The sequence below is a fragment of the Kitasatospora sp. NPDC032150 genome (assembly GCF_055579945.1).
In genome coordinates, this window is sequence record NZ_JBVIMH010000004.1 from 380,809 (window position 1) to 401,968 (window position 21,160).

Below are 21,160 nucleotides of genomic sequence, written 5' to 3' on the forward strand. Positions count from 1 at the left end.
AGGGTAGGATATGGCTGGAGGGAGAACTTTTTTCGTGTTCCCCCCCCCCCCCCCCCCCCCCCCCCCCCCCCCCCCGCCCCTTCGCCTTCCCGAAGTACCCGATATCGCCTCGCCGCCCGGCCGCCGGCCGCTATGTTCGGCGGCATGGCGATTACCGATGGACCATCAGCCCGGATCGAGCCCAGCGCGGATGTGGACGAGCGGGCCGTGATCGGCCCCGGCAGTACGGTGTGGCATCTGGCGCAGGTCCGCGAGGGAGCCGAGATCGGCGCCGACTGCATCATCGGGCGCGGTGCCTACGTCGGCCCCGGCGTGCGGATCGGCGACCGGGTCAAGCTGCAGAACCACGCCCTGGTCTACGAGCCGGCCGTGGTCGAGGACGGGGTCTTCATCGGGCCCGCCGCGGTGCTGACCAACGACATGTACCCGCGATCGGTCGACCCGGACGGCAAGTTGAAGCGCGGCGAGGACTGGCACGCCCAGGGGGTGACGCTCCGCCGGGGCTGCTCGGTCGGCGGCCGGGCGGTGCTGGTCGCGGGGGTGACGGTGGGCCGCTGGGCGCTGGTGGCCGCCGGTGCCGTGGTGCACCGGGACGTCCCGGACTTCGCCCTGGTGGCCGGTGTCCCCGCGCGCCGGATCAAGTGGGTCGGCCGCGCCGGCGAACCGCTCACCGACGCCGGTGGCGGGCGCTGGCGCTGCCCGCGCACCGGCGAGGAGTACGTCGAGACCGGCGGGGTGCTGGCCGAGGCGCCGTAGCGCCCCGGTCCGGCGGCCCGGCTCCCGCGGCCGGCTCAGTAGGTGTAGATGTGGCCCTGCGGGTTGACGGTCATGCAGCTCTTCTCGTCGTCCGCAGTGACGCTCTCCACCGACTTGGGCAGTTTGGTCGGCGCCGACTTCTTGCCGCCGGAGCCGCCGGCCGAGGCCGGGTAGTTGCTCCCGCTGGTCCAGTCGGAGCCGATCACCAGGCTGAGCGTCCTGCCGCTGCCGGACTCCTGCAGCGCGCTGCTGGGCAGGTCCAGCGCCGCGGCGATCGCCTGGGCCTGGGCGCTCTGGCCGCTGCCGTACGTGAGCACCGTGCTCTCCTGCACGTCGCCGTTGGCGGTCGTGGTGGCCTTGCTGAAGCCCGCGTCGACCAGGGCGTTCTTGATCTCGGACGCCCGTCCGGAGGCGCCGGAGGCGTTCTGGACGGTGACCTGGACCGCGCCCTTGCTGATCTCCCGGGCCGGAGCGGCGGCCGTGGTGCCGCTGGGCGAGGGGCTGGCGGAAGCACCCGTCGAAGCGCCACCGGACGTACCGCCCGACGAACCCTCGGCCGCCTTCAGCGACTTGCCGTCGATCGGCGTGTCGGCCAGCAGCATCTTCCAGATCTGAGCGGTGTCCGGGTTGAGCACCAGCCGGTCCGGGTCGGTCGGCGCGGTGTCCACCGGCACGGTCAGGGTGGTGGTCCGCTCGGCGGGCACGGCCTTGATGTCGTTGCCCAGGTCGTAGAGCTTCTTGATGTCGGCGATCGGCTTGTCGACCTGGAGCGACTTGGTGGCGGCCTCGGCCAGCGTCATCAGCCTGCCCGGGTCGGCGAGCGTGCCGTTCTTCTTCAACTGCCGCATCAGCGCGCTGAGATACATGTGCTGCGCCTTGGTGCGGCCGATGTCGTCGCCCCAGGCGTCGCGCAGCCGCAGCCACTGGAGGGCCTGCTCGCCCTTGATGTACGTGGTGCCCTTGGGCAGCTTGAGGCCGGTGCCGCCGATGCCCGGCTGGTAGCGGTCGTAGAGGTTCATGTTGACGCAGACCGGGACCCCGCCGACTGCGTCGGCCATGTTCACCACTCCGGCGAAGTCGACCATCATGTAGTGGTCGATCTCCAGGCCGGTCAGCTTGATCCAGGTGCCGACCACGCAGCCCGGGCCGCCGCGTGGCAGCGCCTCGTTGATCATCGTGTGCTTGGTGGCGGGATAGGTGGTCTTGCCGTCCTCGCTGTGGCAGGTCGGGATGTCCACCAGGGTGTCGCGGGGAATGCTGATCATCGAGGCGTTGGTTCGGTCGGCCGAGATGTGCAGCAGCATCTGGACGTCCGCCAGGCCCGGGCGTCCCGCGTCGTCGGCAGCACCGCCGAGCGCGACGTCGGCGGCCGAGCCGCGACTGTCGGTGCCTATCATCAGGATGTTCAGCGGGGTCTGGCCTGCGGCGTTGGGCGCGGTCTTGGCGCCCTTGGCGTCGCTGAGGTTCTTGCTGCCGGACTGGATGTTGTCGTTGAGGTGCTGGTAGTAGAGATACGCGGCACCGCAGCCCGCCACCAGGGTCAGCCCGAGGGTGGCCGCGGTGATGCGTATCCAGCGGCGCCCGCGCTTGCGGCCGCCCTTGGTCCCCCGTCGGGCGGTGGCCCCGCCCAGCTCGGATATGCCGGAGTCGTCCGAAGGCTCGCCGGACATCGGCTGGACGTTGGTCATCGGCTGGTCAGCCGCCTCTCGTGAAAATCGGGCCCCCGTCGGCCACACGGGAACCTACCTGACATCACGAGCTGGACTGAATTTTGTTACATAATCAGAACTTCACTCTTATTCAAGCTTGACGCTGGGTAGAGCGACCGGTTACTCGGCGCGCACCTCCAGTCGGATCCGGTTGAAGCCCCGAAACCTGCTGGGGTGTCAGTGCATGCTGCACAGGTCCAGCGCGGCGGTGCTGCCCTGCAGGGTCGGACCCGTCTCGGGGGAGGCGCTACCCGCGACGAGGTTCGCGCCGGGGGTCATCCGGGCGCCGGGGTTCGGCCCGGAACCCGGACCGGGACCGAGCCCGGGGTCCGCACCGAGGCCGGTGGACGGGCTCGCGACGCCGTTCCCGCCACCAGCCGGAGAGCCGCCGTACGCGGTCGGTGCGGCCGTGGCGGAGGCCGTGGCAATGGCGCCGGGAGTCGGGACCGGAACGGTCGTGGGCGCGGGCGCGTACGGGCTGACCGTCACCGGCCGGTCCGTCCGCAGCGCCGAGAACAACTGGTCGGCCTGCGGCTGGACGAGCTGGTCCCGGTCCGCGTTCCCGGGGTACGGGCGGCGCGGGGTGGTCAGCAGTGCCAGGTTCTCCGGCGGAGTGCTGCGCAGCTCCTCCACCAGGTCGTAGAGCGAGCTCAGCTTGCTCAGCCCGGCGTCCGCGGTGATCGCGGAGGTCGCGGCGTCCAGCAGCGGCCAGAGCCGGGCCGGGTTGAGCAGCACTCCCTGGGACTGCACCTTGCGTGCCAGTGAGGCCAGGAACTGCTGCTGACGCTCCATCCGCTCGGTGTCGCTGCCGTTGCCCAGGCTCTCCCGGACCCGGACGTAGCCCAACGCCTGTTCGCCGTGCAGGGTCTGCCGCCCGGCGGGCAGGTCCAGCCTGGCGTCGCGGTCGTGGATGGGCTTCGAGACGCAGACGTCCACGCCGTCCACCGCGTCCACCATCTTCTTGAAGCCGGTGAAGTCCAGGACCAGGTGGTGGTCGATCCGGATCCCGCTGAACTTCTCCACGGCCCGGATGGTGCAGGCTGGTCCGCCCAGCTCGAAGGCCCAGTTGAACTGCATGAGCCGGCTGGTCGAGCGGGTGCCGCCCGGCAGTTGGCAGGGCGGCACGGTCACCATCAGGTCGCGCGGGATGCTCACCGCCGTGGCGTGCCGCCGGTCGCCCGAGAGGTGCAGCAGGATCGTGGTGTCCGAGCGCTGCCCGCCGTCCGAGCCCGGTGTGCCGTCGGACCCGTACGCGGCGTTGGCCCCGGCCCGGGAGTCGCTGCCGATCAGCAGGATGTTCAGGGCCTGTCCGGCCCTTGCGTCCCGGTCGGGCCGGTCGCGTTCGTCGTTCCGCAGCCGCCGGCCGGTGACGTCGTCGGTACCGATGTTCCCGTCCAGCTTGCGGTAGGCCAGCCAGGCCAGGGCGCCCGCGGCGAGCAGCAGAAGGGCCAGCGCACCGGCCAGCACCTGCAGAAATCGGCGGCGCCCCCCGCCTTCGGAGGTCGGGGGGCGCTTGCCGGGGTCGTCCGTGCCGGAGTCGTCCCCCGGGTGATCCGCTGCCATGTCGGGGATGCCTACCCCCGAGGCCGGTCGGGCCGGGTCAGCCCAGTCGCAGAGTCACCCGTTCGGATTCGATCCGCTTGTCCCACTGCTCGGCGGTCAGACCGTCGGAGTTCCGGCAGAGCACCACCGAGGCGCCGGCCGCCAGCGGAGCCAGCAGCCCGGCCTCCAGGCCGGCCCAGTCCTGGTAGGAGAGGGTGCTGAGTACCCGGCTGCCGGTGCCGAGGCCGAGCCGCAGCGCGCCCTCGCGGGCGAGCTGGACGGTCTGCTCGCCGGTCAGCCTGAGCGGCAGGCCGTCCACGGTGGTCTCCAGCGCCGGGCTCTCCGGGTCGACGGGGGAGTACGGGGCGAAGCGGTCGCCCTGGCCGGGCACCTCGGCGGCGTAGTCGAGGAAGCCGTCCGGGCGCTGCGGGAAGCGGCCGCCCAGCGGGCGCAGGGCGAGGGCGACCCGTTCGCCCTCGCAGGTCTGGGCGGCCTCCAGGCCGTCCGGACCGCTGATGACCAGGTCGGCGGTGGCCGGGTCGCCTCCGGGTACCGCCGTGACGCCGACCGACCAGCAGGCCAGCAGCCAGACGGCGCTCTGCCAGTGCGCGGGCAGCAGCAGGGCGGCCCGGTCACCGGGCTGGGCGTTGAGTTCGTCCTGGAGCAGGTTGGCGGTCTTGGCGACCCAGTTGTCGAAGGTCTTGGCGGAGAGTTCGACTCTCTCGCCGGTGGCGTCGTCGTAGAAGGTGACCAGGGGACGGGAGGGATCCGCATCGGGGGCCCCCGCGCGCAGGTAAGCGTGCAGCAGCTCGGCGGGGGTGCGGGCGTCGGCAGCGAAAGGCGCAGTCATGGTGCCGCCCAGCCTACGGCCTCCCGAGAAGCCTCCGGGAGGGAGGCTGCGGCTCGCCCGGTGGCATGGCGCCCGAAGTGATTTACCCCCAATATCCCCTTTATGCGTATTTCTCTGCTCGCCGCCCTCGGCGCGACCGCCGCCGCCCTGTTCGCCCCGCACGCCCTCGCGGGCCCGGTCGCGGTCAGGCCGGGCCCGGGGAGCGTCACCACCCTGCCACTGGCGCCGCCCGGGCCCGGGGCGGAGCCCCGGCGCGGGCCGGCAGGCGGAGCCCGGCCGGTGCACCCGTCCGGAGCAGGCGAGATCCGCGAGATCCAGGACCGCGCCACCGGCTCCTTCGCCCTGGTCGGCGTCAGCTGGGACGACCCGAGGGTCACCCTTGCGGGTAGCGTCGAGGTCCGCAGCCGGAGCACGGAGACCGGCAGGTGGAGCGGCTGGCACCGGCTCACCGCCGAGTTCGAGGACGGCCCCGACCCCGACGAGCGCTCCGGCCGGGGCGCCACCGCGCCGCTGTGGGTCGGGCCCAGCGACGGCATCGCCGTCCGGGCCGTCGCCGCTGCCGGCCCGCTGCCGGCCGGACTGCGGGTCGAGCTCGTCGACCCCGGAGCCGATCCCGTGGGCGAGTCGGCCGCCCTGCCGCCCGGCAAGGCTCGCCGGGACGCCCACGGGGCGCCCCGCCCGGCGATCGTCACCCGCTCCGGCTGGGGCGCGGACGAGTCGCTGCGCGAGGAGGGTTTCGTCTACACGGGCAACGTGCGGGCGGTCTTCGTCCACCACACCGACACCGCCAACAAGTACACCTGCGCGGACTCGCCGAAGCTGATCCGGGCGATGTACCAGTACCACGTGAAGACCAACGGCTGGCGCGACATCGGCTACAACTTCCTGGTCGACAGGTGCGGCACCGTCTACGAGGGCCGCGCGGGCGGGGTCGACCGGTCGGTCCTCGGCGCGCACACGCTCGGCTTCAACACGGACAGCGCCGGGGTCGCCGCGATCGGCACGTACGACGACGCGACCGTCCCGCAGGAGCAACTGGACGGCATCGCCAAGACCGCCGCCTGGAAGCTCGGCCTGACCGGCGTCGACGCCCAGGGCACCACCAACCTGGTCTCCGACTCCGACGGCAGCCGCTACCCCAAGGGCCGGACCGTCCGCTTCAACACCGTCTCCGGCCACCGCGACGCCTTCGACACCGACTGCCCGGGCGACGAGCTCTACACCCGCCTGTCCGGCATCCGGTCCGCCGCCGCCCGCCTCCAGGGCAGGTGACCGGCCCGCAGCCGTCATCCTCCCCGGCCGCGCGCGTATGGTTCAGGGTGCCCCGACGGTGCGCCGGGGCCGGGACGAGACGGGGTGGTGAGCGGGCATGCCGGGAACGGAACGGCACTGGCGCCCCGGCTACCCGCTCGACCTGGCCCGTACCCTGATCCCGCTGCGCCGGGGCCCGGCCGATCCGGCGTACCGGACCGGCGGCGACGGTTCGATCTGGCGGGCCTCCCGTACGCCCGACGGTCCCGGCACCCTGCGGCTTGCGGCCCGCGCGGGCGAGGTGGCGGCGCAGGCCTGGGGGCCGGGCGCCGACTGGCTGCTCGACCGGGTGCCCGCCCTGCTCGGCGCCGAGGACGACCCCTCCGGGCTGGTGCTGCCCCAGGGACCGCTGCGCGAGGCGCAGCGCGTCCACGCCGGGGTGCGGCTGGGGCGGACCGGTCTGGTGCTGGAGTCCTTGGTGCCGGCGATCCTGGAGCAGAAGGTCACCACCGACGAGGCGTACCGGGCCTGGCGCACGCTGCTGCGTGACTTCGGAACGCCTGCGCCGGGGCCCGCCGAGGGCATGCGGGTGGCGCCGTCGGCCCGCGAGTGGGCGCGGATCCCGAGCTGGGAGTGGCACCGGGCCGGGGTGGACCCCAAGCGTTCGGCGACCGTCATGCGGGCGGTGCGGCTGGCGCCCCGGCTGGAGGAGGCGTCCGCCCTCGGCCACACGGACGCCCTGGCACGGCTCACCGCCGTTCCCGGCATCGGCCTGTGGACGGCGGCGGAGACCCTGCAGCGCAGCAACGGCGACCCCGACGCGGTCTCGGTCGGCGACTACCACCTCCCCAACCTGGTCGGCTGGGCGTTGGCGGGACGGCCGCGCAGCACCGACGAGCAGATGCTCGACCTGCTCGCCCCCTACGCGGGCCACCGCCACCGCGTCTGCCGCCTGATCGCCCTGACCTGCCCGCACGCTCCCCGTTACGGCCCCCGCCTCGCCCCGAACGACCACCGCCGCCGCTGAGCGCGCGCGGGCGGTCGCCCCGCGGCGCGCGCTCAGCGGACGGTGATGAAGGCCTCCGCCGTGCGCGCCGGCCGACTCCGGGGCGACTGGGCGGGCCGGCCGACCGCGACGGCACCCATCGGATCCCACTCGCCGGGCAGGCCGAGGGCGGTGCGGACGGTGTCCCGGCAGAACATGGTGGAGGAGACCCAGGCCGAGCCGTAGCCCTCGCCGGCCAGGGTGACCAGCAGGTTCTGCACGGCGGCCCCGACCGCGACGGTGAACATCTCCCGTTCGGCGGCGGACCTGCGCTCGTCCGGGTAGGCGTGCGAGCCGTCCATCACCAGGCAGGGCACCACCAGGTACGGCGCGTCGCGCAGCACGTCGCCCCGTGCGGTGCGGCGGGCGATCCGCTCCTCGTCCCAGCCGTCGAGCTCGTGCAGGTCGCGCTGCCAGGCGGCGAGCATGGCGTCCAGCAGCCGGGTCCGCGCCTCGGGCGTCTCCAGCAGGACGAAGCGCCAGGGCGTGGTGTGGTGCGGCGCGGGCGCCGTGACCGCGGCGGCCACCGCGCGGCGCACGGCTCCCGGATCGACCGGTTCGGGGGTGAACGAGCGGATGGTCCGGCGCAGCGTCACGGCCTCCCGGACGGCCTCGGAGGTGCCGAGCCGGAACATGTCGTCGGCGGCCGACCGGATCAGCGGCCGGGTGCCGTCGCCGTCCTCGGCGGTGACCAGGTGGCCGAGGCCCCGGATGACCGCCACCGGGGTGCCGGTGGCCTTGCCCTTCACCAGGTCGGCGGCGGCGGCGAGTTCGTCGGCGGTCGCGACGACCGTCATCGCCAGCTCGTTGCCGTGGCTGTCGGTGCGGCCCCGGTGGTCCTCCAGGACGGGCAGCCCGGCGGCTCCGATGGCGACATCGGTGAGCCCGTTGCGCCAGGGGCGGCCGAAGGTGTCGGTGATCAGCAGGGCGAGCCTGCGGCCGGTCAGCCGCTGGAGCCCGGCGCGCAGCCGACGGGCCGAGGCGTCCGGGTCCTCGGGCAGCAGCAGCACGGTGCCGGGCTCGGTGTTGGAGGCGTCCACCCCGGCGGCGGCCATCACCAGGCCGTTGCGGTTCTCCACGATCCGGACCGGACCGCGCCGGGCGACCACCCGGACGGTCTCGGCGTCGATCGCCGCCTCCCGGTCGGCGGCGTGCAGGATCCGGCCCTCGGCCTTGCTGACCACCTTGGAGGTGACCACCAGGATGTCGCCGTCCTCGAACTCACCGGCCTTGGCGATCAGCTCGGCCAGATCGGAACCGGATCCGATCTCGGGCAGCCCGGTGACGGGCAGCAGCCGGATCACCGGCGCACCTGCTCGGCCAGCTCCAGGGCGGCGCGGGCCATCGCGGCCGTCGCCTCGACGTCGGTCATCAGCAGCGGGATCGCCCGGCAGGTGATCCCGTCCGCCTCCACGTCCGCGACCGCGTCCGCGTCGGCGGTGTCCACCAGCCACCCGTCGAGCAGGCCCACCCCTCGCCCGCCATCGCCCGGGACGCCCTTCCTGCCGTAGTGGCGGGCCACCGCCGCGGCGGTGGTCTCCACGCCGACGGCCGCCAGCACCTTGTCGGCCATCCCGCGCACCGGCGCGCCGCCGATGATCGGGGAGAGGCCGACGACGGGCGCGTCCGCCGCGGCGACGGCCTCCCGGATACCGGGGACGGCCAGGATGGTGCCGATGCTGACCACCGGGTTGGACGGCGGGAAGAGGATCACGTCCGCCGCGGCGATCGCGTCCAGCACCCCGGGGGCGGGCTTGGCGGTGTCGGCCCCGACCGGGATGATCGCCTCGGCGTCCGGGGCGGCGTGCAGCTTGACCCAGTACTCCTGGAAGTGGACCGCCCGGGTGCCGGCCTCGTCGGTGATCTTCACATGGGTCTCGACCCGGTCGTCGCTCATCGGCAGCAGCCGGACGCCCGGCTTCCAGCGCACGCACAGCGCCTCGGTGACCTGGCTCAGGGAGTAGTCGGCGGTGAGCATCTGACTGCGCACCAGGTGGGTCGCGAAGTCCCGGTCACCGAGGCCGAACCACTCGGGCCCGATGCCGTACGCCTTCATCTCCGCCTTGATCGACCAGGTCTCGTCGGCCCGGCCCCACCCCTGCTCCTCGTGGATGCCACCGCCGAGGGTGTACATCACGGTGTCGAGGTCGGGGCAGACCTTCAGACCGTAGAGGTGGATGTCGTCGCCGGTGTTGCCGATGACGGTGATCTCGTCCCCGGGGGCGACGGCCGCCTTCAGCCCGCGCAGAAAGCGCGCCCCACCGATCCCGCCTGCCAGTGCCACGATGCGCATGGACTCATCCTGCCAGGCCCCCTGATGCACCACCGCATTCCGCGCGCGGTTCCCCGGGCCGCGGCTCCCGGGGCGTGGTTCCCGGGGCGTGGCGTTCCGGCCGCGGGGTCAGCGGGACTCGGGCTGCTTCGCCACGGCGGGGGAGTCCTCGTACCGGTTCATCTCGACCAGGCCGGGCGAGTAGAGGTGGATGCTGACGGCCGGTTCGAGCGAGGCGTTGACGACCTCGTGCAGGTAGCCGGAGGAGAAGACGCGCTGCCCGCCGGGGCGGAGGGTGCGCGCCCCCTCGCCCGCGTGCGTCAGCGAGCGCTCGACCAGCTCGCCCTCGACGACCGCCATCACACCGGAGGACCGGCCGTGGTCGTGGAAGCCGCTGCCCTGGCCCGGCAGCCAGCTGAGCAGCCAGACCTCGTACCCGGGGCCGGTCTCCAGCCGGGCGTACCAGCGGGTGAGCGCGTCGTACCGGACCAGCGGCGCCCAGCGGTCCCGGTCGGCGGCGATCTGGCGGACGAGCTGTGCGTACCCGGCCACGGTGGTGGGGTGCCTGGGCAGGTCGGTGCGGGCGAGGTGGGGGAAGGCGAGCGGGTCACCGGCGATGGAGACGTCGCTCAGGCCGTCCGCCCAGCCGGCTACGGCCCGGTGCGCGGTGTCCGGGCGGCGCGGCGGGGCGATGGTGAGGGCGTGGCGGCGGGCGGTCTTGTTGTGGTCGCGGTTGCGCTTGCGGATGCGCGGCATTCGCACGGGGAGTCCTCGGGCGGCTGGTCGTGGTCTGGGATCAGCCGGATCCGCTGAGAGAGCAGGGGGACTGTCGTCGCGGGCGGCCTCGATGCTTCTGCTGGGCGGCGCGCGGTGGGACGCGAGCGCCTAGATACAGCAGGAACAGAGGCGACAACAGAGCGAGTCCGCGGCACGGCGGAGCTGCGCCCGGCGGGCGCTCCGGAGGGTGGCGGACTCTGACATAGGTGCAAGGACACCGCAGGAGGGGTGACAGTGTCAACCCGAGCGGTCCGGCATATGGGACAGATCTGCTATGAATCACCGGAAGGAGTGATAAATCACCCTCTAGGTTTCAATGCGTAGATCGCTGGGAAAGCAGCCGGATGATCTGGCAACCGGGCGACTACTCCCCGGCGTCCCCCCGTTCGGGGGGTGGTCAGGTTCATGGTGCGCCGTGTTGACTGCAAGTCAGCAGATGGGTGATTCCAGGCGATTGACGGCGATTGATGCCACAAGTCCCGAATGTCCGGATATGTACACTTGTCGTAGCGCCTTGGTTCCGGGGAGTGAATCCTCGGCCCAATACCAGAGCTCGGCTTGACTGGGCCAGAGTGACGCACATGTAATTTCACTCGTGTCGTTCCGCCGCTCCAGGCAACGGCAACACCACGGGGACGCCAAAAGGGGCAGAGGAGGCGCGCCAAATGAGCGAGCTCTTTGAACTGTTGATCGGTGCGGGCATCGAAGAGGACGAAGAGGAACTCGGTTGGCAGGAACGGGCGTTGTGTGCCCAGACCGATCCGGAGTCCTTCTTTCCGGAGAAGGGTGGCTCCACCCGCGAGGCGAAGAAGGTCTGCCTTGCCTGTGAAGTCCGTTCGGAATGCCTCGAATACGCGCTCGCAAATGACGAGCGTTTTGGAATCTGGGGTGGGCTCTCCGAGCGCGAACGCCGTCGGCTGAAGAAGAGCGCGGTCTGACCGCAACCACCGAAGCAATCCGGCCGCCCGTCACACCCGCGGCCCCATCGGGCGACCCACCCCATCGGGCCGGGTCCGCACCGCAGCTCTGCCAGCGCCTCACCCGGACGGTGGGGCGCTTTCGCATTCCCCGGCCACCGTCTCCACCCACTCCGGGGGCAACTCGGCCATCGAGAGCCGTTAGTGTGGTGGGCCATCCGGATGCCCGCATCCGGGCCGCGCGCCGCCGCCAGGACCGTGCTCCACGGCCCATCAGGACGGCATCGCACACCGTCCGCTGTCCACCGGCTGCGTCCACTGGCTGCGTCCACTGAAAACTTGGGGCCCGCGCACTCGATGACCGTCTACAGCCAACAGAGCGGCTTCTCCACCACCAGGCCGCCCGCGTATCCGCGCCATCTGGTCACCGCCGTGATCGTCTCGCACGACGGAGCCCGCTGGCTCCCGCAGGCGATGGCGGGACTGCTCGGCCAGGACCGGCAGGTGCAGCGCATCCTCGCCGTCGACACCGGCTCGACCGACACCTCGCCGCAACTGCTCCAGGACACCCTCGGTGACTGGCTGCCGCCGAGCGGCCCGCTGATCCTCGGCCGCCGCGCCGGCTTCGGCACGGCCGTCGGCCAGGCGGTGGCGAGCGCCCCTCCGCTGCGTCCCGAGGACCTGTCCTACAGCCTCGACCCGTCCGGCTACGACCCGGTCACCGGCGGCTGGGACGAGTTCGGCCACCCGCTCGGCACCCAGGACGACCTCGACCGGGGCGGTCCGCGGGAGACCCGCCCGATCGAGTGGCTCTGGCTGCTGCACGACGACTGCGAACCGGAGACCGACGCACTGCGCCGGCTGCTCCAGGTCGCCGACTCCACCCCCAGCGCCGCCGTCGTCGGTCCCAAGCTGCGCAGCTGGTACGACCGCAGGCAGCTGCTCGAGGTCGGCGTCTCGATCGCCCGCTCCGGGCGGCGCTGGACCGGCCTGGACCGCCGCGAGCAGGACCAGGGCCAGCACGACCAGGTCCGCCCGGTGCTCGCCGTCTCCACCGCGGGCATGCTGGTGCGCCGGGACGTCTTCGAGGAGCTCGGCGGCTTCGACAAGGCCCTGCCGCTGATGCGTGACGACACCGACTTCTGCTGGCGGGTCAACGCCGCGGGGCACCGGGTGGTCGTCTCCCCCGACGCGGTGCTGCGGCACGCCGAGGCGGCCAGCCGGGAGCGCCGCGCGATCGACTGCGGATCGGCCCACCCGCACCGGGTCGACAAGGCCGGCGCCGTCTACACCCTGCTCGCCAACTGCAAGGGCGCGCTGCTGCCGTACGTCCTGCTCCGGCTGGTGATCGGCACCCTGCTGCGGGTGCTCGCCAACCTGGTCGGCAAGGACCCGCGTCAGGCCTTCGACGAACTCGCCGGCCTCGGCCACGAACTGGTCCGGCTGCCCCGGGTGATGATCGCCCGCAAGCGCCGCAAACGGACCAGGAGCGCCGACGCCCTCGACGACCGCAGCCTCTTCCCGGCCCCCGGAGCCACCGCCCGCCTCGCCGTCGAACAGGCCATCAGCTCGCTCGGCATCGGCAGTACCGACGGCGCCGGCGCGGGCCGCCACGGCTCGGTGGAGTCCGGGCCCAGCGACGACGAGAGTGACGACCTGGTGGTCGAGCAGTTCGCGCTGCTCAAGAAGCTGGCCCGGCGTCCGGCGCCGCTGCTGTTCACCGCCCTGCTGGTGTTCTCCCTGACCGCCTGCCGGTCCCTGCTCGGCAGCGGCAGCCTGCTCGGCGGCGCCCTGCTGCCCGCGGCCGACGGCGCCTCGGGCCTGTGGAACATGTACGCCGACTCCTGGCACCCGATCGGGACCGGCTCCACCGCCACCGCACCGCCGTACCTGGCCGTGCTCTCGGTGCTCTCCTGGCTGCTGTTCGACCACGCGAACCTGGCGATCACCCTGCTGGTGGTGCTCTCCGTCCCGCTCGCCGCCGTCAGCGCCTACCTGGTCTCCCGGCCGCTGATCGGCTCCAGGCTGGTCCGCGCCTGGGCCAGCGCCAGCTACGCGCTGCTGCCCGCCGCCACCGGCGCGCTCGCCCAGGGCCGGATCGGCACCGCCGTCCTCGCCGTGGTGCTCCCGCCGCTCGCCCGCGCCGCCGCCGTCACCGCCGGGCTCGGCATCCGCACCGAGACCGCGGCGCGCGGCGGCCGCCCCGGTTGGCGCAGCGCCTGGACCACCGTGCTGATGCTCACCATCGGCACCGCCTTCGTCCCGCTCACCTGGGCGATAGCGGTGCCGCTGAGCCTCGCCGCGCTGCTGTACGCGGTGGTGCGCGGCGGCGCCTTCGGCTCCGGCCTCACCGCGCTGCGGCTGCTCGGCCTGCGCGTCCTGGTGGTGCTCGGCGTGCCCGTCCTGGTGCTCGCCCCCTGGTCGCTCCAGGTGCTCGGCCACCCCTCCCGGCTGCTGCTGGAGGCCGGCCTGCCCGGGTTCAGCGGGCACGCCGCCACTCCGTTCGGGCTGATCATGGTCAACCCCGGCGGCAACGGCGTCCCGCCGGCCTGGCTCTCCGCCGGTATCGTGCTCGCCGCCCTGGCCGCCCTGCTGCGCGCCGACCGGCGCCGCGCGGTGCTCGCCGCCTGGGCCGCGGCCGCCGCCGGGCTGCTGTTCGCCGTCGTCGTGGCCGGCACCACCGTCACCCCCGCGTCCGGCGGGGCCCCCACCGCCGCCTGGGCCGGACCGGCCACCCTGCTCGCCGGCGTCGCCCTGCTGGCCGCCGCCGCGATCGGCGCGGACGGCGCCAACGCCCGCGTCTCCGGCATCGCCTTCGGCTGGCGCCAGCCGGTCGCCGCACTGGTGCTGGCCGCCGCCGCGCTCGCCCCGCTCGGCACCGCCGTCTGGTGGACCGTGGTCGGCGCCGACTGGCCGCTGCGCCGCGGCGACGCCACCCAGGTCCCCGCCTTCGTCGCGGAGGAGGCCGCCACCAGCGACCGCCCCCGCACCCTGCTGCTGAACGGCGACCAGAGCGGCACCGACGTCCGCTACAACCTGATCCGGGGCGCCGGGCTGACCCTCGGCCAGGTCGAGTCCACCGTGAACAGCGACGACGCCGTGCAGGACAGCCTGACCAAGCTGGTCGGCAGCCTGCTCGCGGGCTCCGGCGGCGAGCAGGCCAAGGCCCTGGCCGGGTACGGCATCGGGTACGTCGAGACCAAGGCCCCGCTGACCGGCAAGGCCAAGGACGTCCTCAGCACCACCCCGGGCCTGACCAAGCTCAGCGAGGAGAACGGCACCGCCCTGTGGCAGGTCAGCGGTGCGGTGGCCACCCGGGTCGTCATCACCAGCGCCAAGGGTGCGCCGGTCTCCGTCCCGTCCGGTGAGCACGACATCTCCACCACGATCCCGGCCGGGCCGGCCGGCCGGGTGCTGCGTCTCGCCGAGAACGCCGACCCCGACTGGCAGGCCACCCTCGACGGCACCGCGCTGAAGAGCGTCACCGTGGACGGCTGGGCCCAGGGCTTCCAGCTCCCCGCCAACGGGGGCCGGCTGGAGGTCACCCGCGGCGGCAGCCTGATGCACGGCGGCTGGATCGCCGTTCAGCTGCTGCTCGGTGTCACCCTCCTGGTGCTGGCCCTGCCCGGCCGCCGCAACCACAACGACGACGACCTGCCCGACGAGGTGGTCGCCGCCCAGGCACTGGCCGCCGCCCAGGCGGCGCCCCCGGCCCCAGGCAGCCGCCGTGCCCGCCGCCTCGCCGAGCGCGGCGAGGGCGAGGGCGGGGAGCCGGAGGCGGGCGTGTACACCACGGCATTTCCGGCCCAGCCGACCGGTGAGCCGGCGCCCGCCGCCCCGGCCGACCCGGACCAGTACGCCCAGGAGCAGTTCCAGCCGGACCAGTTCCAGGACCAGTACCAGCAGGCCGACCCGTACGGCCAGGTCGATCCCTACACCTGGGACCAGTACGCCCAGCCGGCGGACACCCAGTACGGGCAGCCGTACCCCGACCAGCCCGCCGCACAGCCGCAGTACGGGCAGCAGTACCAGGACCCGTACGGCGGCCAGTACGGCTACGAGCAGCCCTACCAGGGCTACCCGGAGGCCGAGCCGCAGCAGCAGGCATGGGCGCCCGGGCAGCAGCAGGCCGAGACCTACTACGACCCCAACAGCCCCTACGGCACCGGCGGTCACCCGCACCACAACGGAACGGGGAGCTGACCCGAGCTCATGAAGAAGCCCAGCCTCAAGGCCCCCGGCCTGAAGAAGCCGTCCTTCGGCAAGTCCGGCAAGTCCTTTGACGACCTCGGGGACGCCGCCGAGCCGGTGGCGGCCAAGCCCGCCGGGCCCCGGCCGTCCGCCGCCGGCGGCCCGCGCACCGGCGTCTCGCTGCTCGCGGCGGCCGCCGTGCTCGCCGCGGTGTTCGGGATCGCCGAGCTGCGCTCGCCGGCCGCGCCGGGCAGCCTCGGGAACGCCGGCCGCACGACCTCGGCACAGGTGGAGCGGACCGCGGTGGTCTGCCCGGCCCCGCTCCAGGGCGTCACCGGCAACACCGATCTGACCATGTTCACCCCGACGGGCGCCGCGGCGAGCGGCGGCAGCGCCACGCTGACCGACGTCGCCGGCCAGTCCGGCGCGCCGTCGGACTCGGCCTCCGCGCCGGCCGCGCCGTCCGGCTCCCCCTCGGCGAGCCCGTCCTCCTCGGCCGCCGCCTCCGCCGCGCCCGGCGGGGCCCGGCTCTCACTGAGCAAGGCGGGTGTCCCGGCGACCGGAGCCGCGGCCTCCGGGGACACCCCGCCCGGCACCGCCGCCGTGGCGACCGGCGCCTACGCACCGGGCTTCACCGTCAGCCAGACCACCACCGTCACCGACGCCCGTACGGCGGGCCTCTCCGGTCTGCGCTGCGGCCCGTCCGGCACCGACTTCTGGTTCGCCGGTGCGAGCACCGTGAGCTCCCGGACCGACTACGTCAACCTGGTCAACGGCGACACCGCCCCCGCCGTGGTGGACCTCAAGTTCTTCGGAGACAAGGGCCAGATCGACGTGGACGCCGCGACCGGGCTCACCGTCGCCCCCGGCAGCACCCAGTCGCTGCGGCTCTCCTCGCTGGTCAAGGACCAGGTGACCGACCTCGCGGTCGAGGTGGTCGCCCGCAGCGGCCGGGTGGGCGCCGCGCTGCACGCCATCGACGAGGGCAAGGGCGCCGACTACGTACCCGCGGCCGGCGCTCCCGCGCCCACCCAGGTGCTGCCCGGCCTGCCCGCCGACGCCGCCTCGACCCGGCTGGTGGTCGCCGCGCCCGGGGCGGACGACGCCGACCTGAAGATCCAGGTCTCCGGCAAGAACGGCTGGTTCACGCCGGCCGGGCACGAGGCCATCCACGTCAAGGCGGGCATGATCGCCGCCGTCGACCTGGGCAACGTCACCCGGAACGAGGTCGGGGCACTGCGGCTGAGCCCGAGCGACCCCGCCCACCCGACGCCGGTGGTGGCCGGACTGCGGATCGACCGCACCCAGAACGGCAAGTCCGACGCCGCCTGGATCGCCGGCAGCGCCCCGGTCGGCAAGCGGGCGAGCATCGCGGACAACCGGGCCGGTGCGTCCACGCTCTACCTCACCTCGACCGGTGACGCGGCCACCGTGCGGGTGACCGCCTCGGCGGGCAGCGGCGGGGGCACCCCGGCGAGCAAGGAGGTCCAGATCGCGGCCGGTGCGACGGTCTCCCTGCCGGCGCCCGAGCCCGGTGGCCTGAACGGCGTCTTCGGCCTCACCGTGGAGACCGTCTCCGGAGGCCCGGTGGTGGCCGCCCGCATGCTCGCGGTGAACACCAAGGACGTCCCGATGTTCACCGTCCAGTCGCTCACCGACGACCACAGCACCGTCCAGGTCCCGCACGCAGCCCAGGACCCGGGCGTCCTCAACCGCCCCTGAGCGACTCCGCCGAAGGCCCTCCCCACCCCAGGAGGGCCTTTCGGGCTCAGTCCTCGTCGTAGCGCGGGTCGATGGCGTCCGGGGAGAGCCCGAGCAGGTCGGCGACCTGCTCGATGAGGATCTCGTGCACCAGGGCGGCCCGCTCGTCCCGCCCCTTGGCGCGGATCTCCACCGGCCGCCGGTACACCACGATCCGGCTCTTGCGCCCCTGCTTGGCCGGGATCAGCCGGCCGAGCGGCACACCGTCCGGCTCCGGAGCGCCCGGCTCGGGCAGCGGCACCTCCTGGACGGCGAACTCCACGTCCACCAGCTGCGGCCAGCGCCGTTCCAGCCGTTCCACCGACTCGCGCACGTAGTCGTCGAACAGCTCGGATCGGGTCAGCGAGATGGGAACCTGAGGCGGCGCCAGCGGCCCGCGCAGGCCACGGCCGTGCCGGTCGCGGTGCCCTGAGCGCCGTGACGGGCCGGTCGGCTCTACCGGTGAACGGGGTGCGGAGCTGTCCATATCAGTACCGAGCGTAGTCCTCTCACGCCCGGAAATGGACCACACCGGCAGGCTCGCGTCGGCGACACACGACACTCGGCAGGGGGAGGGTCTTCGCGGCCCGGTCTGGAGTGCTGTACCGTCCACCCTCGTGAGCTCTGTACGTCGTTGTTCGCGGACCGCGTGCGGCCGACCGGCCGTCGCGACGCTGACGTACGTCTACGCGGACTCCACCGCCGTCCTCGGCCCGCTCGCCACCTACGCCGAGCCGCACTGCTACGACCTGTGCGCCGAGCACGCCGAGCGCCTCACCGCCCCGCGCGGCTGGGAGGTGGTCCGCCTCGCCGCCGACGCCGGGCCGCTGCGCCGTACCAGCGACGACCTGGAGGCGCTGGCCAACGCCGTCCGCGAGGCCGCCAGGCCGCAGGAGCGCACCCCCCGGCAGGGCCGCGGCCCCGAGGCCGACTCGACCGAGGTCGGCCGCCGCGGACACCTGAGGGTGCTTCGTTCCCCGGACAACTGACGGGATCCAGCCCCCGTCCTCGCCGTGTTCACCTGGCCCCCATCTGGGCCCGGTACGCTGCGGTACGTTCTAGTACCCCCGACATTCTGGTGGAGCGGTTGTGCGTGACCTGACGCAGTTGGTGAAGGCGTACGACGTCCGGGGTGTGGTGCCGGATCAGTGGGACGAGCCGCTGTCGCGGGCGTTCGGTGCGGCCTTCGTACGGGTGACGGGCGCCTCGGCCGTGGTGGTCGGCCACGACATGCGGCCCTCCTCGCCGGCGCTGTCCCGGGCCTTCGCCGAGGGCGCGGCCTCCTACGGGGCGGACGTGGTCGAGATCGGCCTGTGCTCGACGGACCAGCTGTACTACGCGTCCGGCGCGATGGACCTGCCCGGCGCCATGTTCACGGCCTCGCACAACCCGGCCCAGTACAACGGGATCAAGATGTGCCGGGCGGGGGCAGCCCCGGTGGGTCAGGACACCGGACTGGCCGAGATCCGCGAGCTGGTGGAGTCCTGGACCGCCGCCGACGGCACCGTGGAGATCCCGCCGGTCGAGGCGACCGAGGGCACCCTGACCAGCCGGGACACCCTGCGCGGCTACGCCGACCACCTGCTGTCGCTGGTCGACCTGGCCGGGATCCGGCCGCTCAAGGTGGTCGTGGACGCCGGCAACGGCATGGGCGGACACACCGTGCCGACCGTGTTCGACGGGCTGCCGCTCGACCTGGTCCCGCTCTACTTCGAGCTGGACGGCACCTTCCCCAACCACGAGGCCAACCCGCTCGACCCGAAGAACCTGGTCGACCTGCAGGCCAAGGTGGTCGAGGTCGGCGCCGACCTGGGCCTGGCCTTCGACGGCGACGCCGACCGCTGCTTCGTGATCGACGAGCGCGGCGAACCGGTCTCCCCGTCCGCGATCACCGCGCTGGTCGCCGCCCGCGAGATCGCCCGCGCCCGGGCGGCGGGCGAGCAGCAGCCGGTGATCATCCACAACCTGATCACCTCGTGGACCGTGCCCGAGGTGGTCCGCGAGCTCGGCGCCGAGCCGGTCCGCACCCGGGTCGGCCACTCCTTCATCAAGCAGGAGATGGCGGCCACCGACGCGGTCTTCGGCGGCGAGCACTCGGCGCACTACTACTTCCGCGACTTCTGGCGGGCGGACACCGGCATGCTCGCCGCGCTGCACGTGCTGGCCGCCCTCGGCGGGCAGCCGGGCACCCTCTCCGAGCTGACCGCCGAGTACGACCGGTACGCGGCCTCCGGCGAGATCAACTCCACCGTCGACGACCAGGCCGCCGCGACCGCGGCCGTCCGGGCCGCCTACGCGGGCCAGGAGGGCGTCACCATGGACGAGCTCGACGGGCTGACCGTCGCCGGGGCCGACTGGTGGTTCAACCTCCGCCCGTCCAACACCGAGCCGCTGCTGCGCCTCAACGTGGAGGCCAAGGATCCGGCGAAGATGGCCGAGGTCCGGGACGCGGTGCTCGCCGTCGTCCGCGGCTGACAGCCGATCGAGCGGGGCTGTGACCCCGTGGGCGCCCCGGCCGGTAGGGTTGCTACCGGCCGGGGCGCTCTGCCGTCCGCCCCCCGCACGACCGAGTTTCCCGAGGAGCCGAACGCCCATGAGCCTGCCGTCCTTCCTGCTGGAGATCCTGGTCTGCCCCGAGTGCCACTCGGCGCTCACCGAGTCCGGCCAGGGCGAGGAGCACGAGCTGCGCTGCACCGGCGAGACCTGTGGTCTGGTCTACCCGGTCCGCGAGGGCATCCCGGTGCTGCTGGTGGACGAGGCCCGGCGCCCCTCCTGACATCCCGTCCGATGCACGACCGACCGGCGACGGGGTCCGCGGCGCCGCGTACTGCCGGCCGGTCCTGAGGCCCACTGGGAGGCCAGCCGCATGTTCGACGACAGCCTGCTCGACGACCCGGCCGCCCTCCAGCGCGCCGACCGCGACCACGCCCTCCTCGCTCTGGCCCAGGCCGGCGCTCGGGTCCGTACCGCGTTGCGGCAGGCCGACGCCGCCGGTCTCGCCGGCCTGCGGCCGGACGGCCGCCCGCGCACCGTCGTGGTGGCAGGCCACGGCAGCGCCCTGGCGGCGGGCAGAGCACTGGACGCGCTGGCCGTCACCGGCTGCCAGATCCTCCCGCTGGCCCCCTCGGACGCCGCGCCGGCCGAGCGCGGCGAGTTCGGTCCCGCCGCCTTCACCGCCGGCCTGGTCTGGCAACTGCCGGGCTGGACGGGCCACTTCGACCTGGTGGTACTGGCCTCCGCGCAGGGGAACGAGCAGGGCCTGATCGGCCTCGCCGAGCAGGCGTACGCGCGCGGCTGCGCCATCGTGGTGATCGCCCCCGAGGGCAGCCCGCTGGCCGGGGCCGCCCTCCAGGTGCGCGGCCTGCCGCTGCCATACGTCCCGCTCAACCTGATCGGGGTAGCACAGGACGAGGTGCGCCCGGGCGGGAACGAGCCGGACCTCCCCGCCGAGGACCCGGGCGCGCTCTGGGCAGTGCTCGCTCCGCTGCTCGCCCTGACCGAGAAGATCGGGGTCACCCAGCTGCCCCCCGGTTCGCTGGAGGCCACCGCCGACCGGCTGGACGAGGCCGCGGTGCGCTGCCGCCCGGACGCCGCCCTCTACCTCAACCCGGCCAAGGAGCTGGCCGCCCAGCTCAGTGACACCGTCCCGCTGGTCTGGGCCGAGGGCCCGGTGGCCGGCGCGGCCGCCGAGCGCTTCGCCGCGACGCTGGCCGAACGGGCCGGCCGGCCGGCGCTCACCGGACTGCTGCCCGGGGCGATCACGGCCCACCGGGGCATGTTCGTCGGCCAGTTGGCCTCCGCCTCCGCCGACCCGGACGACTTCTTCCGCGACCGGGTGGAGGAACCCGACCCGCTCCAGCTCCAGGTGCTGCTGCTGCGCCGGACCCCGGAGGAGAACGGCGAGCGGGCCGAGGAGGCACGGCCGGCCGGTTATAGCGTGCAGCGTGCGCACCGGCTCGCCGAGGCGCACGAGGTGCGGCTCACCGAGTACACCAGCGACCGCCCCGATCCGCTGCAGGCACTGGCCGAGCTGGTCGCGCTGACCGACTTCGCCGCCGTCTACCTGGGACTGGCCACCTCGGGCTGAGGCGTTTTCCGGCCGGTTCCTGA

17 protein-coding genes are annotated in these 21,160 nt (G+C 73.6%); 10 read left to right on the forward strand and 7 right to left on the reverse strand.

The features are described 5' to 3' along the window. Positions 1 to 144: 144 nt before the first annotated feature. Entirely contained in the window at positions 145 to 756 is a 612-nt protein-coding gene (locus ACZ5ON_RS07955; RefSeq protein WP_465587041.1) for an acyltransferase, read from the forward strand. A gap of 35 nt (positions 757 to 791) precedes the next feature. Here the strand turns inward: ACZ5ON_RS07955 and ACZ5ON_RS07960 are convergent, their stop codons facing one another. The 3 genes from ACZ5ON_RS07960 to ACZ5ON_RS07970 form a co-directional block, all read right to left on the reverse strand. Beyond that, on the reverse strand, positions 792 to 2,444 hold the full coding sequence (locus ACZ5ON_RS07960; RefSeq protein WP_465587044.1) for an LCP family protein: 1,653 nt from the start codon (positions 2,442 to 2,444) through the stop codon (positions 792 to 794). A gap of 198 nt (positions 2,445 to 2,642) precedes the next feature. Next, the gene (locus tag ACZ5ON_RS07965; RefSeq protein ID WP_465587048.1) at positions 2,643 to 4,028 is read right to left on the reverse strand and encodes an LCP family protein; all 1,386 of its coding nucleotides are present in this window, start codon (positions 4,026 to 4,028) and stop codon (positions 2,643 to 2,645) included. A gap of 37 nt (positions 4,029 to 4,065) precedes the next feature. Continuing rightward, a complete protein-coding gene (locus ACZ5ON_RS07970) occupies positions 4,066 to 4,857 on the reverse strand; it encodes a TIGR03089 family protein (RefSeq protein ID WP_427392864.1) in 792 nt (263 codons plus the stop codon). 102 nt (positions 4,858 to 4,959) lie between these two features. On the opposite strand from ACZ5ON_RS07970, the gene ACZ5ON_RS07975 reads away from it, so the two are divergent. Further along, entirely contained in the window at positions 4,960 to 6,129 is a 1,170-nt protein-coding gene (locus ACZ5ON_RS07975; protein WP_465587056.1) for a peptidoglycan recognition protein family protein, read from the forward strand. 97 nt (positions 6,130 to 6,226) lie between these two features. Next, a complete protein-coding gene (locus ACZ5ON_RS07980; RefSeq protein WP_465587062.1) occupies positions 6,227 to 7,135 on the forward strand; it encodes a DNA-3-methyladenine glycosylase family protein in 909 nt (302 codons plus the stop codon). 32 nt (positions 7,136 to 7,167) lie between these two features. Here ACZ5ON_RS07980 and ACZ5ON_RS07985 read toward each other — a convergent pair whose 3' ends face one another. The 3 genes from ACZ5ON_RS07985 to ACZ5ON_RS07995 form a co-directional block, all read right to left on the reverse strand. Further along, positions 7,168 to 8,457 (reverse strand): coenzyme F420-0:L-glutamate ligase, encoded by a 1,290-nt coding sequence (locus tag ACZ5ON_RS07985; RefSeq protein WP_465587066.1) that lies wholly within the window; start codon positions 8,455 to 8,457, stop codon positions 7,168 to 7,170. After that, complete coding sequence (cofD, locus tag ACZ5ON_RS07990; protein WP_465587069.1) at positions 8,454 to 9,446, reverse strand: 2-phospho-L-lactate transferase; 993 nt, start codon at positions 9,444 to 9,446, stop codon at positions 8,454 to 8,456. Before cofD ends, ACZ5ON_RS07985 begins: the two co-directional genes overlap by 4 nt. A 108-nt stretch (positions 9,447 to 9,554) precedes the next feature. After that, positions 9,555 to 10,187, reverse strand: coding sequence for a cysteine dioxygenase (locus ACZ5ON_RS07995; RefSeq protein ID WP_465587072.1), 633 nt, complete (start codon positions 10,185 to 10,187; stop codon positions 9,555 to 9,557). Positions 10,188 to 10,867: 680 nt separating this feature from the next. On the opposite strand from ACZ5ON_RS07995, the gene ACZ5ON_RS08000 reads away from it, so the two are divergent. From ACZ5ON_RS08000 to ACZ5ON_RS08010, 3 genes are all read left to right on the forward strand, one after another. Further along, a complete protein-coding gene (locus ACZ5ON_RS08000) occupies positions 10,868 to 11,140 on the forward strand; it encodes a WhiB family transcriptional regulator (RefSeq protein ID WP_280696109.1) in 273 nt (90 codons plus the stop codon). 318 nt (positions 11,141 to 11,458) lie between these two features. Then, complete coding sequence (locus ACZ5ON_RS08005) at positions 11,459 to 15,322, forward strand: glycosyltransferase (protein WP_465587075.1); 3,864 nt, start codon at positions 11,459 to 11,461, stop codon at positions 15,320 to 15,322. A gap of 9 nt (positions 15,323 to 15,331) precedes the next feature. Further along, positions 15,332 to 17,032, forward strand: a complete 1,701-nt coding sequence (locus ACZ5ON_RS08010) for a DUF5719 family protein (RefSeq protein ID WP_465587078.1) — start codon at positions 15,332 to 15,334, stop codon at positions 17,030 to 17,032. Between the two features lie 46 nt (positions 17,033 to 17,078). Here the strand turns inward: ACZ5ON_RS08010 and ACZ5ON_RS08015 are convergent, their stop codons facing one another. After that, positions 17,079 to 17,537, reverse strand: coding sequence for a metallopeptidase family protein (locus tag ACZ5ON_RS08015; RefSeq protein ID WP_344638008.1), 459 nt, complete (start codon positions 17,535 to 17,537; stop codon positions 17,079 to 17,081). Positions 17,538 to 17,571: 34 nt separating this feature from the next. Between ACZ5ON_RS08015 and ACZ5ON_RS08020 the strand changes: the two genes are divergently transcribed. The 4 genes from ACZ5ON_RS08020 to ACZ5ON_RS08035 all read left to right on the forward strand — a co-directional run bounded on the left by ACZ5ON_RS08020 (position 17,572) and on the right by ACZ5ON_RS08035 (position 21,137). Then, a complete protein-coding gene (locus ACZ5ON_RS08020) occupies positions 17,572 to 18,039 on the forward strand; it encodes a DUF3499 domain-containing protein (protein ID WP_465587082.1) in 468 nt (155 codons plus the stop codon). A gap of 100 nt (positions 18,040 to 18,139) precedes the next feature. Continuing rightward, positions 18,140 to 19,525, forward strand: coding sequence for a phosphomannomutase/phosphoglucomutase (locus ACZ5ON_RS08025; protein WP_465587085.1), 1,386 nt, complete (start codon positions 18,140 to 18,142; stop codon positions 19,523 to 19,525). Positions 19,526 to 19,643: 118 nt separating this feature from the next. Continuing rightward, entirely contained in the window at positions 19,644 to 19,826 is a 183-nt protein-coding gene (locus ACZ5ON_RS08030; RefSeq protein ID WP_344638005.1) for a Trm112 family protein, read from the forward strand. Positions 19,827 to 19,916: 90 nt separating this feature from the next. Then, positions 19,917 to 21,137, forward strand: a complete 1,221-nt coding sequence (locus tag ACZ5ON_RS08035) for an SIS domain-containing protein (RefSeq protein ID WP_465587090.1) — start codon at positions 19,917 to 19,919, stop codon at positions 21,135 to 21,137. Positions 21,138 to 21,160: the final 23 nt, after the last annotated feature.

Excerpts from the sequence above, each read along its gene's own strand:
- ACZ5ON_RS08015 (WP_344638008.1), bottom strand. The coding sequence starts at position 17,537 with ATGGACAGCTCCGCACCCCGTTCACCGGTAGAGCCGACCGGCCCGTCA.
- ACZ5ON_RS07980 (WP_465587062.1), top strand. The coding sequence starts at position 6,227 with ATGCCGGGAACGGAACGGCACTGGCGCCCCGGCTACCCGCTCGACCTG.
- ACZ5ON_RS08035 (WP_465587090.1), top strand. The coding sequence starts at position 19,917 with ATGTTCGACGACAGCCTGCTCGACGACCCGGCCGCCCTCCAGCGCGCC.
- ACZ5ON_RS07960 (WP_465587044.1), bottom strand. The coding sequence starts at position 2,444 with ATGACCAACGTCCAGCCGATGTCCGGCGAGCCTTCGGACGACTCCGGC.
- ACZ5ON_RS08020 (WP_465587082.1), top strand. The coding sequence starts at position 17,572 with ATGGACCACACCGGCAGGCTCGCGTCGGCGACACACGACACTCGGCAG.
- cofD (WP_465587069.1), bottom strand. The coding sequence starts at position 9,446 with ATGCGCATCGTGGCACTGGCAGGCGGGATCGGTGGGGCGCGCTTTCTG.
- ACZ5ON_RS07965 (WP_465587048.1), bottom strand. The coding sequence starts at position 4,028 with ATGGCAGCGGATCACCCGGGGGACGACTCCGGCACGGACGACCCCGGC.
- ACZ5ON_RS07970 (WP_427392864.1), bottom strand. The coding sequence starts at position 4,857 with ATGACTGCGCCTTTCGCTGCCGACGCCCGCACCCCCGCCGAGCTGCTG.
- ACZ5ON_RS08030 (WP_344638005.1), top strand. The coding sequence starts at position 19,644 with ATGAGCCTGCCGTCCTTCCTGCTGGAGATCCTGGTCTGCCCCGAGTGC.
- ACZ5ON_RS07975 (WP_465587056.1), top strand. The coding sequence starts at position 4,960 with ATGCGTATTTCTCTGCTCGCCGCCCTCGGCGCGACCGCCGCCGCCCTG.
- ACZ5ON_RS07955 (WP_465587041.1), top strand. The coding sequence starts at position 145 with ATGGCGATTACCGATGGACCATCAGCCCGGATCGAGCCCAGCGCGGAT.
- ACZ5ON_RS08000 (WP_280696109.1), top strand. The coding sequence starts at position 10,868 with ATGAGCGAGCTCTTTGAACTGTTGATCGGTGCGGGCATCGAAGAGGAC.
- ACZ5ON_RS08010 (WP_465587078.1), top strand. The coding sequence starts at position 15,332 with ATGAAGAAGCCCAGCCTCAAGGCCCCCGGCCTGAAGAAGCCGTCCTTC.